At 50.2% G+C, this 15,817-nt stretch carries 15 protein-coding genes, 3 tRNA genes and 1 riboswitch; of the genes, 9 read left to right on the top strand and 9 right to left on the bottom strand.

From position 1 onward, the window contains the following. Window positions 1–13: 13 nt before the first annotated feature. The 7 genes from BLS62_RS14035 to BLS62_RS31700 all read left to right on the top strand — a co-directional run bounded on the left by BLS62_RS14035 (window position 14) and on the right by BLS62_RS31700 (window position 6,444). Window positions 14–790, top strand: coding sequence for a glycosyltransferase family 2 protein (locus BLS62_RS14035; RefSeq protein ID WP_093181842.1), 777 nt, complete (start codon window positions 14–16; stop codon window positions 788–790). Then, entirely contained in the window at window positions 791–1,108 is a 318-nt protein-coding gene (locus BLS62_RS14030) for a lipid-A-disaccharide synthase N-terminal domain-containing protein (protein ID WP_093181839.1), read from the top strand. A 578-nt stretch (window positions 1,109–1,686) separates the two neighbouring features. Beyond that, entirely contained in the window at window positions 1,687–2,709 is a 1,023-nt protein-coding gene (locus BLS62_RS14025; RefSeq protein ID WP_093181837.1) for an amino acid ABC transporter substrate-binding protein, read from the top strand. Window positions 2,710–2,786: 77 nt separating this feature from the next. Further along, window positions 2,787–3,983: an amino acid ABC transporter permease gene (locus tag BLS62_RS14020; protein WP_093181836.1), complete on the top strand. Its 1,197-nt coding sequence runs from the start codon at window positions 2,787–2,789 to the stop codon at window positions 3,981–3,983. Between the two features lies 1 nt (window position 3,984). After that, window positions 3,985–5,103: an amino acid ABC transporter permease gene (locus BLS62_RS14015; protein ID WP_093181833.1), complete on the top strand. Its 1,119-nt coding sequence runs from the start codon at window positions 3,985–3,987 to the stop codon at window positions 5,101–5,103. 39 nt (window positions 5,104–5,142) lie between these two features. Continuing rightward, on the top strand, window positions 5,143–5,940 hold the full coding sequence (locus BLS62_RS14010; RefSeq protein WP_093181831.1) for an amino acid ABC transporter ATP-binding protein: 798 nt from the start codon (window positions 5,143–5,145) through the stop codon (window positions 5,938–5,940). A gap of 336 nt (window positions 5,941–6,276) precedes the next feature. Continuing rightward, a complete protein-coding gene (locus BLS62_RS31700) occupies window positions 6,277–6,444 on the top strand; it encodes a hypothetical protein (protein WP_208990853.1) in 168 nt (55 codons plus the stop codon). A 61-nt stretch (window positions 6,445–6,505) separates the two neighbouring features. On the opposite strand, the gene sseA is transcribed toward BLS62_RS31700, so the two are convergent. The 9 genes from sseA to BLS62_RS13960 all read right to left on the bottom strand — a co-directional run bounded on the left by sseA (window position 6,506) and on the right by BLS62_RS13960 (window position 13,581). Continuing rightward, the gene (gene sseA / locus BLS62_RS14000; protein ID WP_093181829.1) at window positions 6,506–7,351 is read right to left on the bottom strand and encodes a 3-mercaptopyruvate sulfurtransferase; all 846 of its coding nucleotides are present in this window, start codon (window positions 7,349–7,351) and stop codon (window positions 6,506–6,508) included. A 3-nt stretch (window positions 7,352–7,354) separates the two neighbouring features. Next, window positions 7,355–8,083 carry an alanyl-tRNA editing protein gene (locus BLS62_RS13995; RefSeq protein ID WP_093181826.1) on the bottom strand — a complete coding sequence of 243 codons (729 nt, stop codon included), beginning with the start codon at window positions 8,081–8,083 and terminating at the stop codon, window positions 7,355–7,357. Window positions 8,084–8,162: 79 nt separating this feature from the next. Further along, window positions 8,163–8,807 (bottom strand): LysE family translocator, encoded by a 645-nt coding sequence (locus BLS62_RS13990; RefSeq protein ID WP_093181823.1) that lies wholly within the window; start codon window positions 8,805–8,807, stop codon window positions 8,163–8,165. A 145-nt stretch (window positions 8,808–8,952) separates the two neighbouring features. After that, a complete protein-coding gene (gene cls, locus BLS62_RS13985; RefSeq protein ID WP_093181821.1) occupies window positions 8,953–10,383 on the bottom strand; it encodes a cardiolipin synthase in 1,431 nt (476 codons plus the stop codon). 169 nt (window positions 10,384–10,552) lie between these two features. Next, entirely contained in the window at window positions 10,553–11,590 is a 1,038-nt protein-coding gene (locus BLS62_RS13980) for a cysteine synthase A (protein WP_093181819.1), read from the bottom strand. Window positions 11,591–11,861: 271 nt separating this feature from the next. After that, window positions 11,862–12,542: a hypothetical protein gene (locus tag BLS62_RS13975; protein WP_093181816.1), complete on the bottom strand. Its 681-nt coding sequence runs from the start codon at window positions 12,540–12,542 to the stop codon at window positions 11,862–11,864. A 737-nt stretch (window positions 12,543–13,279) separates the two neighbouring features. Beyond that, window positions 13,280–13,354: transfer RNA gene (locus tag BLS62_RS13970), tRNA-Asn, on the bottom strand. Window positions 13,355–13,391: 37 nt separating this feature from the next. Next, window positions 13,392–13,466: transfer RNA gene (locus BLS62_RS13965), tRNA-Asn, on the bottom strand. Window positions 13,467–13,506: 40 nt separating this feature from the next. Beyond that, window positions 13,507–13,581, bottom strand: a tRNA-Asn gene (locus BLS62_RS13960). Between the two features lie 269 nt (window positions 13,582–13,850). After that, window positions 13,851–14,049: riboswitch (cobalamin riboswitch) on the top strand. Window positions 14,050–14,184: 135 nt separating this feature from the next. Between BLS62_RS13960 and cobU the strand changes: the two genes are divergently transcribed. Together cobU and cobW are read left to right on the top strand one after the other, a co-directional pair. Next, a complete protein-coding gene (cobU, locus tag BLS62_RS13955) occupies window positions 14,185–14,745 on the top strand; it encodes a bifunctional adenosylcobinamide kinase/adenosylcobinamide-phosphate guanylyltransferase (protein ID WP_244283588.1) in 561 nt (186 codons plus the stop codon). Then, window positions 14,742–15,815: a cobalamin biosynthesis protein CobW gene (gene cobW, locus BLS62_RS13950; RefSeq protein WP_093181813.1), complete on the top strand. Its 1,074-nt coding sequence runs from the start codon at window positions 14,742–14,744 to the stop codon at window positions 15,813–15,815. Before cobU ends, cobW begins: the two co-directional genes overlap by 4 nt. Window positions 15,816–15,817: the final 2 nt, after the last annotated feature.

The following is a 15,817-nucleotide window of genomic DNA, read 5'->3' as shown; positions in this document are numbered from 1 at the left end:
AGGGATACCAAGAATGAGCAGCAGTCTTGCTGAAGCTAGTATTGAAGTCAGTGTCGTTATCCCTGCAAAGAATGAGCGAGATAACCTTCCACACCTCCTTGACGAAATTGCTGAGGCGTTAAAGGGCCGAGCTTTTGAGGCAATTGTCATTGATGATGGGTCTACTGACGATAGCCTTGAGGTTCTTCAGCGTTATGCTGGTACGCATCCTTTCCTGCGGTTGTTCCACCACAAGAAATCTTGCGGGCAAAGCTGCTCTGTCCGCACAGGGGTGCTCAATGCACGTGGAACTTATATTGCAACCATTGATGGTGATGGGCAGAATAATCCGGCCTACTTTCCTGATCTGCTCGCGGCGCTTGAAAAAGGCGGGGAGAGTATTGGCCTTGCCGCTGGGCAGCGGCTAGGTCGCAAGGCCAGTGTATTTAAGCGTTATGCATCTAAAGCGGCGAACAAACTACGCGGGGCAATTTTAAAAGATAACACGCGTGACAGTGGGTGCGGGCTTAAGGTTCTGCGCCGGGATGTCTTCCTCAGGTTGCCTTACTTTGATAGCTGGCATCGCTTTCTGCCTGCACTTGTGATCCGTGAAGGTTATGGCGTTGTTCATGTTGATGTCGTTGACCGTGAACGCGCATATGGTGTTTCCAAATACGGCATTTTTGATCGCGCGCTTGTCGGCATTCTTGATTTGTTTGGTGTGTGGTGGCTGCGTCGCCGCCGGAAGGCAATTCCTGAAACTATGGTGATATCAGATATTCTTTTCTTACATGAACAAGGAGAGAAGTAGATGCTTACTGGTCTGTATCAATGGTTCTATGAAGTCTTTATTGTAAAATGGGACTTTTGGGTTCTTTGGGGTTTTATTGCGCAAATCATGTTTATGATGCGCTTTATGATCCAATGGATAGCGTCAGAACGGGTTGGCCGGTCAATTGTGCCAGTGGCCTTCTGGTTCTTCTCAATCGGAGGGGGGGCACTTCTGTTGACCTACGCAATTGTCAAAAAAGATCCTGTCTTCATCGCTGGGCAGGGGCTCGGTTTGATCATCTATTTTCGAAATTTATGGCTTATCTACAAAGAAAAACGCAAGGATCCGAATTTCTAGCGAAATTATCCGCAACAAATGCAACTTGACTGCACGCGAATTGATGAACGTTACTTGCCCATGGGGAAGTTAGTTTTCCTCGTGGGGTTTTGGTGAAATTGCGTATTATTTGTGCAAACTGACTGTAATGTTTAATAGAAATTACGTAGATTTGAAGAAAGTTGCTCTGAATTTGCCGTCCCTTTCAAAGTCTATTTTTTTCTTTATATTAGTTCACCAAGTAACGTTTCCTCTCTATTTCAGTATTGTTTGGATTATTTTGTTTATCTGCGTAAACTTATCTGCACTTACCTTTTCGCTTCTATGGTTAAAGCGTGTTCAATTGAGATGTAAGTTGCGTAAAAACTTTTCAATCGTTGATGAATAGCTCCCAATAGACTAAGTTATTAATAAAAATCCCTTGACGTTTTCTGATAAATATCATCGAATGCTTGGTATTGAGTGGTTGAAGCCAATAGGGGGGCTTTAAGGACATGTACAATCATGTCTGTCTCGGTTGTTTTCCTTAGAGGGGGAGAATTTCCTGCTACTCCAAGTGATGAATTTAATAATTGGACAACAAAAGAGGCTCCAATTCTATGAAAAAAATGATCCTTCCAGTTGCGCTCGGTGCAATGTTTGCAGCAGCTTCGTTCTCAGCAGCTTCTGCTGGCACTCTTGACGATGTGAAAGAGCGCGGCAAATTGCGTTGCGCTGTTTCTACAGGACTTGCAGGATATTCCTACACTGATGAAAACGGTAAATGGCAGGGCTTTGACGTAGATTACTGTCGCGCTGTTGCTGCCGCAGTTCTTGGTGATCCGGATGCAGTCGAGTTCTCACCAACAACTGGTAAGACCCGCTTTACAGCGCTGGCTTCCGGTGAAGTTGATATCCTATCGCGTAACACGACTTGGACATTCTCCCGTGATGCCGACCTGAAGTTCACCTTCCTGGGTGTGAGCTACTATGATGGTCAAGGCTTCATGGTGAAGAAGTCACTTGGTGTGACCTCTGCGAAGGAGCTAGACGGCGCGACTGTATGTATCCAGACAGGTACAACAACTGAGCTGAACCTATCCGACTACTTCACAGCAAACGGCATGTCTTTTGAGCCGCTGCCTATGGAAACCAACACAGAGGGCCGCGCAAACTACCTTGCTGATGCTTGTGATGTTTACACAACAGATGCGTCCGGCCTTGCTGCTTCCCGCGCTACGTTTGAAAATGCAGACGACCACCTTGTTCTTCCAGAAATCATTTCCAAAGAGCCACTTGGTCCGCTTGTGCGTCATGGCGATGATCAGTGGGCAGATATTGGTCGCTGGGTTTTGAATGCAATGAAAATTGCTGAGGAAAAAGGCATTACCTCTGCAAATGCAGATGACTTGGCTGCAAATTCCAATGATCCAGAAGTAAAACGTCTGCTTGGCCAGGCTGGTGAGATGGGTGCATCTCTTGGGTTGAACAACGACTTTGCGCTTGTTGCGATTAAAGCAGTTGGCAATTACGGCGAAGTCTTTGAACGTCACCTGGGTACAAAAACCAAGGTTAACCTTGCTCGTGGCCTGAATGCAATGTGGACCGAAGGTGGTCTGCAGTACTCTCCGCCATTCCGTTGATCTGAACGCTTTTTAAAGAGGGCGCTGTTGCAGGTTAACAGCGCCCTTTTTCCAAATATAATAAGGCGGGCTATATTATGAGCATTTCAACCGTTCCAGCCGAAAAAAGCTTCCAGTTCTCTTATTTATGGCGAGACTCGCGCTACAGATCTTATACGATCCAGATAATTGCACTTATAGTTGCCCTGTCCGTCGTCATGATGCTTGTGATGAACGTGGTAGATAATCTGGCTGACCTTGGCAAAGATTTCAACTTTGGGTTTCTTTTTGAGCCAGCTGGCTATGGCATAGATCAGACGCTGGTGAACTACAGCTCAGCATCACTCCATTGGGAGGCAGCCCTTATCGGCCTCCTCAATACACTTCTTATTGCATTTTTGGCGTGCGTTGCTGCTACCGTCATAGGTGTTACTGTTGGTATCTTGCGCCTTTCTCCAAACTGGGTCGTTTCCCGTTTGATGGCAGTTTATATCGAGAGCGTGCGCAACGTACCCTTGCTGCTGCAAATCCTCGCTTGGTGGACAGTGATAATTAGTGCTTTCCCAAAGCCTAAACTTGCCCAAGCTGAACTTGGTGGTGCGTTTGTTGCAACTAACCGTGGTCTTTACCTACCTGCATTTACCTTTGAGGGGGCTTACCTCGCTGTTGTTGCAGTTCTTTTAGCGTCTATCACGGGTATTTTCATCTTTCGCTCCTGGGCTAAAAAACAGCAGGATGCAACGGGGCGGATCCTACCCGTGGGGCTTTACAGCCTTGGCATTTTAATTGTTCCCACCACCTTGATGTACTTCATTGCTGGTATGCCAATTGGTCTTGAGTTCCCAGTTCTCAAAGGCTTCAATTACGTAGGTGGCACAAAAGCTGGGGCGTCTTTGGTGGCGCTTTGGTTAGCGCTTTCCATCTATTCCGGCGCATTTATTGCAGAGATTGTTCGCGCTGGCATCATGGCTATCGATAAGGGACAGAGCGAGGCGGCCTCCGCACTCGGTATTCGCCCAAATCGGATCATGCGGCTTGTGATTTTGCCGCAATCTCTGCGGATTATCATTCCACCCATGATTTCCAACTACCTGAACATCACCAAGAACTCTTCCTTGGCGATTGCCGTTGGTTATATGGATCTGACTGGTACGCTTGGCGGTGTAACTCTGAACCAGACCGGTCGTGAGATGGAGTGTATGCTGCTTCTGATGGCAATATACTTGGTAATTTCCTTGAGTATTTCCGGGGTGATGAACGCCTACAACGAATCCGTAAAAATGAAGGGGCGCTAGGATGAGTGATAGTTCTGTTGCATTCGTTGCGACCTTCGATAGGCCGCAGTTACCCGCCCCTCAAGGGACCACTGGTGCCATTGGGTGGGTCCGTCAAAACCTGTTTTCCTCCGCGCTGAATTCCATTTTGACGCTGGCTACTATCTTCGCCGTGTTTTGGGTCATGCCCGGCTTTATTGACTGGGCGTTTGTAAAATCTGTCTGGAATGCGAATTCGCTGGATGAATGTCGTCAGATCAGTGATGGGGCATGTTGGGCGGTGGTGAAGGAACGCTATAATCAGTTCCTGTTTGGTTTTTACCCAAGCGAGTTGTACTGGCGTCCGGTCCTTGCCTTTGTATTGCTGTTTCTGGCTCTGGCTCCTGCTTTGTGGGAGGATATGCCGGGTCGCAGTAAGGCGCTGATCTTCTCGCTGGTTTACCCATTTGTTGCGTTTACGCTGATTTGGGGTGGCTTTTTGGGTCTGGAACCCGTGGCTTCTGGTAAGCTCGGTGGGCTGCTGCTTACCCTGATTATTGGGGTGTCTGGTATTTCCTTCTCATTGCCAATTGGGATTGTGCTGGCGTTATCTCGTAGTTCTAACCTGCCAATAGTGAAGTCACTGGCTGTTATTTTTATCGAGTTTATTCGCGGTGTGCCGTTGATTACCTTGCTGTTCGTTGCGCATGTTTTGCTCAACTATTTCCTGCCAAAGGGCGTGAATTTTGACATCCTGCTGCGCGTTGTTATCATGGTGACCTTCTTTGCCAGTGCTTATATGGCTGAGGTTATTCGTGGTGGTTTGGCAGCCTTGCCAAAGGGACAGTATGAAGCTGCCGATGCGCTGGGTCTTGGATATTGGCAGAGCATGAGATTGATTATCTTGCCGCAAGCGCTCAAGATTTCCATCCCAGGTATCGTGAATACATTCATCGGTTTGTTTAAAGACACCACATTGGTATTGATTATTGGCCTTATGGATCCGCTTGGATTGGTTGCGCCAACGCTTGCAGACCAACGTTGGAATGGTATCGTTGTAGAACTTTATGCGTTTATCGCGTTCATGTTCTTTATCTTCTGCTTTGCAATGTCCAGATATTCGATGTATTTGGAACGCAAACTGCATACCGGCCATCGCTAGTCGCCTGGCGCAAGCCAAGAGAAACTCGGAGAAATAAAAATGAGTGACGCAAATCTCGCTGACGTTCAGGCAGACCGCAAAAAAATGCAGATTTCAGATACCGATGTGGCTATCGAAATCAACGGCATGGATAAATGGTATGGTGACTTTCATGTTCTGCGCGATATTAACCTGAAGGTTATGCGCGGCGAGCGGATTGTTATCTGTGGTCCATCTGGTTCCGGTAAGTCCACTATGATCCGGTGTATCAACCGTCTTGAAGAGCACCAGAAGGGTCGTATCGTTGTTGACGGTATTGAGCTGACGTCTGACCTCAAGAAGATTGATGAGATCCGCCGTGAAGTTGGCATGTGTTTCCAGCACTTCAACCTTTTTCCGCATCTGACCATTTTGGAGAACTGTACACTTGCTCCAATCTGGGTTCGCAAGATGCCGAAGAAAGAGGCCGAAAAAGTTGCGATGCACTACCTTGAGCGGGTGAAGATCCCTGAGCAGGCCCATAAGTACCCCGGTCAGCTTTCTGGTGGTCAGCAGCAGCGTGTGGCAATTGCCCGCTCGCTCTGCATGAACCCGAAGGTGATGCTGTTTGATGAGCCGACTTCTGCGCTTGATCCTGAGATGATCAAGGAAGTTCTGGATGTTATGATTGGTCTGGCTGAAGAAGGCATGACCATGCTCTGCGTAACCCACGAAATGGGCTTTGCCCGTAAAGTGGCAAACCGCGTGATCTTTATGGATCAGGGGCAGATTGTTGAGCAGAATGAGCCAGAGCCGTTCTTCACCAATCCGCAGCATGAACGGACACAGATGTTCCTCTCACAGATCCTCAACCACTGATCTGAACAGAGTTTCAAATTCAAAGCCTCGCTGTTTCAGCGGGGCTTTTTTATTATCTTCCTTGTTTTTAGCGGTCATTTTGGGAAAAGCGCTTTGGTCAAGCGCTCGCAGAAAGTTATGTGCAGTCGGCTCGTGAGGTGGGGGCTGAGGTTCGTGTGATGAACCTAGTGCAGATGAATTTTGAGGGTGCTGTTGCCCGGATTTGCCTTCCAGTTTCAAAAGGGAGCAGAGTTGCCAGATCAACTGCTGGAAGGTCGGAGTGCGCGTATGATGATCACGAGTGATACACCCGTGCATTATTAGGAGGAGCTGTATGAGCGGGCACATCAGAAGGCGATGAAGAACCAGATTCTGGACTTCGTCGGATTTGATCCTGTGAGTTTTGAAATGTTCTCGCCGATCATTGCCTCTACAGAGGAAGAACGTGCCAGCTGGCTTGATGACGCGAATAAGCTTGGCAGGCAGGATGCTGTTGTTGAGCAAAAAGAGTTGGTAAGCGCATAAATAAAAGCCCTGCAGGTCAATGGTTTGCAGGGCTTTCTTGCGAATGTGATTCTGGTTTAAGTCAGGCTGGTTCGCTGATGACTTCTGTGTCAGGATGGGAGCCCCATTCAGTCCATGATCCGTCATAAAGCGCGTTCTTGGTGTAGCCGATTTGTGTCAATGCCAGTGTGATGACAGCAGCAGTTACACCGGAGCCGCATGTGGTGATGACTGGGGTGGTGGCATCCACTCCTGCCTGTGCGAAGATCTCTTTGAGGTCCTCTTTGGAGCGCAACTGACCTTCGTTGAGCAGCAGCCCAAATGGAAGATTAAGAGCATTCTGCATGTGCCCTGCACGCACACCATCACGTGGTTCTGGAGCAATACCTTTGAAGCGTTCTGGTGCCCGTGCATCCAGAAGAAAGTGACTTTGGGAGGTCAGAGCGGATTGAACTTCGTTGAGACCACGGACCATGTCGTTGTTCAGCATGGCGGTGAAGTGACGTTCCATGCGGGGGGGCACTTCATCTGTCAGTGGCAAGCCTTCTTCTTTCCATTTTGGCAGGCCGCCATCCAGCACATGAACACGCTCTACACCAAATGCGCGGAACATCCACCACACACGAGCAGCCGAGAAAATGCCCATGCCATCGTAAACAACAATGGTTTGCCCATCCCCAATCCCCATGCGGCGCATGCGGGAGGAGAAGATGTGAGGTTCTGGCATCATGTGTGGTAAGGGGGAGGACTGGTCGGAGACCTCATCAATATCCATAAACAGTGCACCGGGAATATGTGCTGTCTTGTATTCTTTTTTCGCATCGCGTCCCATGGCTGGCAAATACCAGGAGGCATCTACAATCACCACATCAGGTGCGTTCAGATGCTCTTTGAGCCACCCGGTTGATACGATTGGATCCAGTGCCATCTCTTAGTCCTCCAACTGAATGCGGACGCGGCGGTTCTGGCGTCCCTTTTTTTCAATTTTGGTAATGGTTGCTTTGCCGATCTGGGATGTCTGCGTTACGTGCGTACCGCCGCAGGGTTGCAAATCAACACTCTCACCAATTCTTATCAGCCTTACCCTGCCACTGCCCATAGGCGGTTTTACGCTCATGGTCTTTACAAGGCCCGGATTGGCCTCCAGCTCTTCGTCGCTGATCCATTCCTGCGTTATGGGGTGGTCCCCATCGATGAGCTCTTGAAGCTTTTCTGTGAGCTCCACTTTATCCAATGTGGCTTCAGGCAGATCAAAATCCAACCGACCTGTTCCATCGCTGATCTGGCCGCCGGTGACCGGATGAGGCAGGACAACAGAGAGCAAGTGCAACGCCGTGTGGACGCGCATGCGTTTGTAACGGGTTTGCCAGTCAAGGTGAACTGTAACCTTAGTGGAGCCGTTTGTAAGCCCCTCTGGCAGCAGTGTCCCTTCTGCTGGCACATGGATGATCTGGCTTCTGTCTGCTGAGTAAACAGCGGTGGCAAGGGGGATGCGCGTGCCGTCTTCCAGCTCTAAGGAGCCAGTGTCGCCGGGCTGCCCGCCGCCATTGGGGTAAAAGCACGTGCGGTCTAAAATGATGCCGCTTTCCGGTGTGATCTTGGTGATTGTCGCTTCGCAGCTGCGCAGGTAAGAATCTTCGCGATATAGATGTTCTGTCATGGGATAAACTCAAAAATATCAGTATGAAAAGGTGCGTGGTGAAATGAGTTCACGCACCTATTTGTTTCGTTGCGGTGACTTAAGCCGACGCGCGAGCGCTGAGCAGTTTTACTGCGAATGCCGCCATGATGCCTGCGAAGGAATAATCGAGAATGCGCATAACACGCGGGGAACTGCGCAGGAACTTGGATACGGCTGAGGCACCAAACACCATCAACAGGCTGCTTGGTACATTGAGCAGAATGAAGAAGAAGCCGAGGAATAACAGTTTTGCAGTTGCTCCGGGGTCATTGGCTGAAACGAATTGCGGCAGGAAGGTTACAAAAAACAGCACGACCTTGGGGTTGAGCAGGTTGATTGTGAGTGCTTTGGCCCAGATTGCTCTGCTTGGCTCGCTGGATGCTTCGGATTCTTCCAGACTAAGAGCTGATCCATTGCGCAGGATCTGGAACGCCAACCAACCGAGATAAAGCGCGCCTACTGTTTTGAGAATCTGGAAGGCAAACTCTGATGCCGCCAGAAGAGCTGAAATGCCAATGGCAGCCAGAAGCGCGTGGATCATGATGCCATTTGTGGCACCGACCACTGCCACCAACCCGGCTTTACGGCCTTGGGTGAGCGTTTTGCTCATGAAGAAGGTCATATCCGGGCCGGGTGTAATGGCGAGGATGAAAGAAGCGAGTGTGAAACCCGCAAGAATACTAAGCTCAGGCACAAAGGACATGCTGAGGGCCCCCACGTCATTATTGTCTCATTGGGACCTAACCTAATATATCTACTAGGGATAGGTCTAGTGAAGTGAACTCAGTAATCTTTGGAGCTGTTTCTGGTTTTTTGAGCAGAGGAAAACGCATTTTCGCAAGTATGGACTATAGCACCGGAGAGAACAGGCGGGCTGCTTGGGCTAGAACGCGGAAGGCGTATCTGCGGCTGTTCAGCTCCAGCCTGTCAGTTTGGCGTGCGCCTTTAAAGTCCAGAAGTAACATCTGTTCTGTACGCTGCACCATGCTTTGGCTGGTGAACCACATGGTGATTTCAAAATTGATGTTGAAGGAGCGGTTGTCGAAGTTGACGGTGCCGATGCCTGCAAGTTCGTCATCAATGAGAATGACCTTCTCGTGCAGGAAGCCTTCCAGATAGCGGAAGACCTTGATTCCATGGCTGGCGAGATTGTCTGCATGGGCGTAACTGGCGAGCCAGACAAGCCAGTGGTCGGCTTTTTCTGGCAATAGGATGCGAACATCAACGCCGCGCAGAGCGGCTGCGTACAGCGCTGTCAGCACCTCAATACCCGGTACGAAGTAGGGGCTGACAATCCATAGGCGCTCTTTGGCTCTTGAGATGCTTTCCACAAAGGTGATGGCACAATCCTCCTGAATATCAGCTGGACCGGTGGGCATGATCATCACGCTTTCACCCTCCACTTTCGGGAAGTTGCTTGGTAGCTCCAGTTGTAAGGCTTTACCGGTGGCGAATTGCCAGTCCTCGCTAAAGGACAGGGTTGCGGCTAATGCGACGGGGCCCGTCACTTTTACATGGGTGTCACGCCAGTGGCCAAATTCCTTTGATAGACCCAGATATTCCTCGCCAATGTTGTGGCCTCCGATCCAACAGTGCTCACTGTCTGCGACCACGACTTTACGGTGATTGCGGTAATTGAGGCGCATGGGGCCTAACATACGCATAAGGCGGTGTCGTCTGTTAAAGCCGCTGACGCGGACACCGGCTTCCTTCAGGCGGTTGATGTATTTGTCTGAAAGTGATCTGGAACCGACATCATCATAGAGCAGGCAGACCATAAGGCCGGCTTTAGCTCTTTCTATGAGGGCGTCTGCCAGTTCCCGTCCGACACTGTCCTCCCGGATGATGAAGAACTGCACCAGCACGTGTTTATTGGCGGTTTTAATGCCATGGATGATGGAGGCGAACATCGCGGGCCCATCAATCAGCAGGTCGCAGGTGTTGTTTTTGAGAAATGGCACGGCGGCGACGCGGGAATGAACCGGCCACGCGCTGCTGGCGGTTCCATCTACGTACTGCGTATGGCGATCGAGGACGTCCGTCTCGATTTGAGAGATGTCGTCGCGGACCTCCATGTAATCATCCAGCCGTTTCCACGCGAAGATGAAATACAGGAACACCGTGGGCATGGGGATGAAGAACAGCGACAGCAGCCAGGCAATACTGCCTTGCGAGGTGCGCGAATACATGACCTCACGAATGGCGCAGATAATGGCCAATGCATAAAAAAAGACGCTGGAGAGAGCGATGAGGGGAAGCAGACTGAATGAGGATTCCAAGCGTTACAACTCCTGCGCTGCGAGGCTTCCTGTATACTCGCGCCAAGAGGTAAGGTCAAAACCTCTTGGTATTATTTGCGTCCCCCAAATTTTATGGAGTGATTAAAGCAGGTTGCTTTTGGTCAGGGTGTAAACAAACTGCTTTAATCCATTGTTTTGCGAGTAAATCTTATGCTGCTTCAAACGGTATGGTGATGGAGGATTTACGTTCCATCCATTGCGGAACCGGTAAGCCTTTTTCCCGTAGGAATGCTGGGTTGAACATCTTGCCCTGATAGCGGGTGCCGTAATCACACAGGATGGTAACAATGGTGTGGCCCGGACCTAACTCTTTCGCCAGACGGATCGCGCCAGCAACATTGATGCCTGAGGAGCCGCCGAGGCAGAGGCCCTCATGTTCCAGCAGCTCAAAATTGATCAGCAATCCTTCCTCATCTGAAATGCGGTAGGGAATGTCGATTGGGGCCTCTTCCAGATTTGCGGTGATGCGGCCCTGACCGATTCCCTCTGAAATAGAGGAGCCCTCAGATTTCAGCTCACCATGAGCGTAGTAGTTGTAAAGTGCTGCGCCGTGTGGATCTGCTAGGCCGATTTTGATGTTTGGGTTCTTTTCCTTCAAGCCGATGCCTGTGCCAGCCAACGTACCGCCTGTGCCAACAGAACAGATGAAACCATCCACTTTGCCGTCGGTCTGCTGCCAGATTTCTTGCGCTGTGGTCTCAATATGGCCTTGGCGGTTGGCGGTGTTATCAAACTGATTGGCCCAGATTGCGCCCTGCGGATTGGATCTGTTCAGCTCTTCAGCCACGCGCTGAGATACTTTGATGTAGTTGTTCGGATTTTTATAGGGAACCGCTGGTACTTCGATGAGTTCTGCCCCGGCAATGCGGAGCATGTCTTTCTTTTCCTGAGATTGCGTTTCTGGAATGACAATGACAGAGCGATAGCCCAATGCATTGCCCACAAGTGCAAGGCCAATGCCGGTGTTGCCAGCAGTCCCTTCCACAATAATGCCGCCGGGCTTCAGTGTGCCTTTCTTCTCAGCATCGCGGATGATGAAAAGAGCGGCGCGGTCTTTCACGGACTGGCCGGGGTTCATAAACTCGGCTTTTCCGAGGATCTCACAGCCGGTTCGTTCTGAAGGGCCTTTGAGGCGGATGAGCGGTGTATTGCCAATAGCATCGATAACAGAGCTGCGTGTGTCCATAATATCTCTCGGTAAAGTGTGCGGGCCCAATAATGTGAGCAGTTCATTCGGGATAAGATGGGACAACTTTAATCGGTCCCTTGAACTAGAACGCTACTGCGTGGAGTTGTGATGGACAAGAAAACGCCTGCCAAAGGAACAGAAAGACTAGGAAATTATTCTATTTGAAGCCGCTCTATTGAACGAATTTGCTCGATGTGTTTGGCGGCTTCGAATGAGTGCGCTAAATGCAATTTTTGAGAGCATCGTTTTGCGAGAAAGACGGTCTTGCTCAGCGGTCGCTCTCTAACCACGTGATTGCATCTTTGGTCGCTTTCCAGATGAGTTCGCCATTCTTGCCAGCGCGGAGCATGAAGGAATTATGGATCTGCTTTGGCACGGGGCGCACCTCAAGCAGGTTCACCTGTGTATCGAGGGCGGGAGAGAAAGCTTCCTTCTGCGTCACAACAAAGCGCTCATTGATCGAGATGCGGGATTGGTCTTTCTTAATACGGCCTTCCTGCATGGTCTGCTGTTTCTTTGGGTGCATGACAGTTACTGCGATTGCGCGGCCATCTGGCAGAAGGTGGGTCTCATTTTGATGAATTTCGGTATTGTAGATCACTTCGCCATGTTTATCGATCAGCTCAACCCAGAGGGTTTTGCGGCCTTCAATTTCCACTTCACCAACCCAGATAGAAAGATCGCTGTCCAGCGGATCTGTATTCGGTTTTTGCACCGGGGGAGCTACCGTCACAGCCAGATAGTCCTCTGGCATTGCATAGGTATGACCTGCCTTGGATTTATTAATGAGCCGCGGTTCTGAAATCGCGCTGGTTTCAGGGTGAGGTGTTTGTTCTGCAGAGGCACTGGCAAGGGCCGGAGAGAGAAATAACGCGGCCAATATGGCAGACGTGTGAGCCCAGGCCTTGCGTGAACAGACCGGGCCTGTGACTGGAACTTGAATACTCATAGCTGGCTCCCTGACATTTACGCAGCAACTATTCCCGTGAGGGGGGCCTAATTAAAATACCTTTTGATAGTAAGATTTAGGATTACTGATGTTCCTAATGCTACACCTAAGGTAAGTTACGTCGAATATATTATTAGTATCCGTATTTACTTTGAGTATCTATGCCATAAGAAGTGTATATAAATTATACTGCTCGTTTTTATACTTTAATCTTATTTACTAATAATTAGGTAAAATTTTCAATGTATTGTTTTGCAGTGTCAAATTGCTTTTATCTGAAATATCATCGTTAAATTTATCACCTATAAAAATGACATTATTTTTTGATCAGGGGGCTTAAATGGCTATGACCTCAACGGGTTTGAGTTGATAAGCAAGAGGGGGTAAGCGCATAACGTGTAGGGCTTACCCGCATTTGCTGGGAAGATAAGCTGGCTATGAATTTTTGAAATAATCTTAAGGGTCCCCTAGAATTTGGGGTGTCGTCCTAGCGCTATTATCCCGGATAAGCCGTGCAATGCGAACATTCTTTTTGCAGCGACGTGGAATGCATCTCTTCGTGTGCGGAAAATTGTCTTGCCTAAGAGAGCGCCGTGTCTGCGGCCATCAGCTGTTGAGGGGCCGTGAATTCGCTGCGTGTGAGCATTGTTTTTGTTTGTTTTGAAGGATAGACGCAGCTGTGGTCCATTTGTGAAAAAGCGCTGGACATAATGTACTGGGAGATTTTGAGAGAAGAGTGGCTCCCCGGGCCGGACTCGAACCAGCGACCAAGCGGTTAACAGCCGCTTGCTCTACCACTGAGCTACCGGGGAACAAATACTCTTGCCAGTATGGCTGCAATCAAAGAAGTGGCTCCCCGAGCCGGACTCGAACCAGCGACCAAGCGGTTAACAGCCGCTTGCTCTACCACTGAGCTACCGGGGATCACAATGATCTTGCCGTATCGACAACAAACGAAAAAGAATGGCTCCCCGGGCCGGACTCGAACCAGCGACCAAGCGGTTAACAGCCGCTTGCTCTACCACTGAGCTACCGGGGAATAATCACCCTTGCGAGTTATCCTCGCCGTTTGTGTGAAGAGGCTTTTACAGAGGCATATCGGGTTTGCCAAGCCTGTTTTTTGGGGAAACTAGAGTTTGTTGACAGTTTACTGCGTTTTTTATTGAGATATCCAAGAGGGTTAGCTGGAAAACCCAGAAAACCACGGTATTTCAGGGTCTGGGAAACAGGTGGTGTTGGAATTATCACAAAGGCAATTGACAGAAAGGGGCATGGCACCGCAAACTTAGCGGCAACACTTCAGTATCTTTACCTGGGTGCCCTTGCGGTGCTTTATGGGAAGGATGAAACGGGAATGCGGTTCCATAAATTTGGAGTATGCCGCAGCTGCCCCCGCAACTGTAAGCGGTGAGACCATGACCTTAAGCCACTGGCATCGATGCTGGGAAGGTGGTTGTGTTTGATTGAACCGTGAGCCAGGAGACCGGCTGGAGATTGATTTTGACATAACACGGCTGTCGGGTGGACGGCGAAGGGTGCTGATGACGAACCTATACCTGCCCTTAAACGGGGCAGACGATATGCTTATTCCCAATCCTTGCAAAGCTTATGCTTTCGCTTGTGTGATGGCGGCCTAGTTTTTATGGTGCATCACGGCGGCAGAGAGATGATCTGCCATGCCCTTGTTACGGGCGGAGCTCGGAGCGGGAAGAGCGCATATGCGGAAAAGCTGATTGTGCAAAGCGGACGCAAGCCCACCTACATTGCTACGGGTCAAGCCTTTGACCGGGAAATGGAGCAGCGGATTGCGGCGCACAAAGATCAACGCGGACCCTTGTGGGAGACCCATGAGGAGCCGCTGGAGCTTGTGCACGCACTTGAACAGGCCGCACAGAGTGAACGTGCGATCCTGGTGGATTGCCTGACGCTGTGGCTCTCCAACCTCATGCATGCGCAGCGAGACTGGGCTGTGGAGCTTAATGCGCTGGAGCGTGTTTTGGCGGAGCTGCCTTGTCCTGTTGTTTTTGTTGGCAATGAAGTTGGTATGGGCATTGTGCCTGAAAATGCGCTGGCCCGTGCGTTTCGTGATGAGGCTGGCCGCCTCAATCAGCGCATGGCCGAGCTTTGCCATTATGTTGTGTTTGTTGCTGCTGGTCAGCCGTTACAGTTGAAGCCTGCCTTATCCCCGGAGATTAAACTATGAGTTTTGAATTTACAGCTGCGCCGAAGAAAATCCCTGCTGTCATCATCACGGGTTTCCTTGGAGCTGGTAAAACCACTCTGGTCCGCAACCTGTTGATGAAGGCGAAAGACAAGCGCATTGCGCTGATCGTCAACGAATTTGGTGAAATGGGCTTTGATGGCTCACTGGTGAATGGCTGTGCGGACCCTGAGTGTGCTGCTGATGAAGTGGTGGAGCTGGCAAATGGCTGCATTTGCTGCACCGTGGCCGATGATTTTTTGCCAACTATGGAAATGCTGCTTGAACGCAAGCCAGCACCAGACGTGATTGTGATTGAAACATCCGGCCTTGCGTTGCCTCAGCCCTTGGTGCGTGCTTTCAACTGGCCCTCCGTTAAGCCACGCGTCACCGTAGACAGCGTTGTCACCGTTGTGGATGCGCCTGCGGTTGCTGTTGGCAAGGTGGCCTCCGATGAAGAGGCTGTTGCTGCACAGCGCGCTGCTGATGAGGCGCTGGACCATGAAAGCCCGATTGAAGAGCTGTTTACAGATCAGCTGACCTGCGCTGACCTTGTTGTGCTTTCCAAGGCTGATCTTCTGGATGAGGCTGGACTGGCTGCTGTGAGAGCCTCCATAGGCGCGCGCTTGCGGGACGGAGTTGAGATTGTTGCAGCCTCCCACGGTGAGTTGGCGCTTGATGTGCTGCTGGGCCGGGATTGCGGCGCAGAAGACGATATGGCCTTGCGCAGTGCCCACCATGAAACACAACATGCTCACGACCACGACCATCATCATGAACATTCACATGATGATTTTGAGAGCATCGTTTTGCCAGTGCGCAGTTTTGCCTCTCTAGAGGAGGCCAAACTGCAAGTTGAGGCGGCTATGAAAATCTCCGGTATCCTGCGCATCAAAGGCAGTGTTGTTGTTGAGGGTAAGAGTGCGCCTGTTTTGGTGCAGGCGGTTGGCCCGCGTGTTGAAGCTTGGTTTGCGACTGGCAGTGAAAGCCACAGCAAGCTGGTTGTTATCGGCCTTGCCGGGTTTGACCAAGGCGCTGCACAAGCGGTGCTTGGTGTGACTGAGACGGTTTAGAA

Source organism: Pseudovibrio sp. Tun.PSC04-5.I4, assembly GCF_900104145.1.
GTDB lineage: Bacteria > Pseudomonadota > Alphaproteobacteria > Rhizobiales > Stappiaceae > Pseudovibrio.
The sequence above is the reverse complement of the archived record's forward strand: the minus strand, read 5'-3'. Positions and strand labels throughout refer to the sequence as shown.

Bases quoted from the DNA above. Each gene is read 5' to 3' on its own strand.
- BLS62_RS14035 (WP_093181842.1), top strand. From the start codon at position 14: ATGAGCAGCAGTCTTGCTGAAGCTAGTATTGAAGTCAGTGTCGTTATC.
- BLS62_RS14030 (WP_093181839.1), top strand. From the start codon at position 791: ATGCTTACTGGTCTGTATCAATGGTTCTATGAAGTCTTTATTGTAAAA.
- BLS62_RS14025 (WP_093181837.1), top strand. From the start codon at position 1,687: ATGAAAAAAATGATCCTTCCAGTTGCGCTCGGTGCAATGTTTGCAGCA.
- BLS62_RS14020 (WP_093181836.1), top strand. From the start codon at position 2,787: ATGAGCATTTCAACCGTTCCAGCCGAAAAAAGCTTCCAGTTCTCTTAT.
- BLS62_RS14015 (WP_093181833.1), top strand. From the start codon at position 3,985: ATGAGTGATAGTTCTGTTGCATTCGTTGCGACCTTCGATAGGCCGCAG.
- BLS62_RS14010 (WP_093181831.1), top strand. From the start codon at position 5,143: ATGAGTGACGCAAATCTCGCTGACGTTCAGGCAGACCGCAAAAAAATG.
- BLS62_RS31700 (WP_208990853.1), top strand. From the start codon at position 6,277: ATGAAGAACCAGATTCTGGACTTCGTCGGATTTGATCCTGTGAGTTTT.
- sseA (WP_093181829.1), bottom strand. From the start codon at position 7,351: ATGGCACTGGATCCAATCGTATCAACCGGGTGGCTCAAAGAGCATCTG.
- BLS62_RS13995 (WP_093181826.1), bottom strand. From the start codon at position 8,083: ATGACAGAACATCTATATCGCGAAGATTCTTACCTGCGCAGCTGCGAA.
- BLS62_RS13990 (WP_093181823.1), bottom strand. From the start codon at position 8,807: ATGTCCTTTGTGCCTGAGCTTAGTATTCTTGCGGGTTTCACACTCGCT.
- BLS62_RS13980 (WP_093181819.1), bottom strand. From the start codon at position 11,590: ATGGACACACGCAGCTCTGTTATCGATGCTATTGGCAATACACCGCTC.
- BLS62_RS13975 (WP_093181816.1), bottom strand. From the start codon at position 12,542: ATGAGTATTCAAGTTCCAGTCACAGGCCCGGTCTGTTCACGCAAGGCC.
- cobU (WP_244283588.1), top strand. From the start codon at position 14,185: ATGGTGCATCACGGCGGCAGAGAGATGATCTGCCATGCCCTTGTTACG.
- cobW (WP_093181813.1), top strand. From the start codon at position 14,742: ATGAGTTTTGAATTTACAGCTGCGCCGAAGAAAATCCCTGCTGTCATC.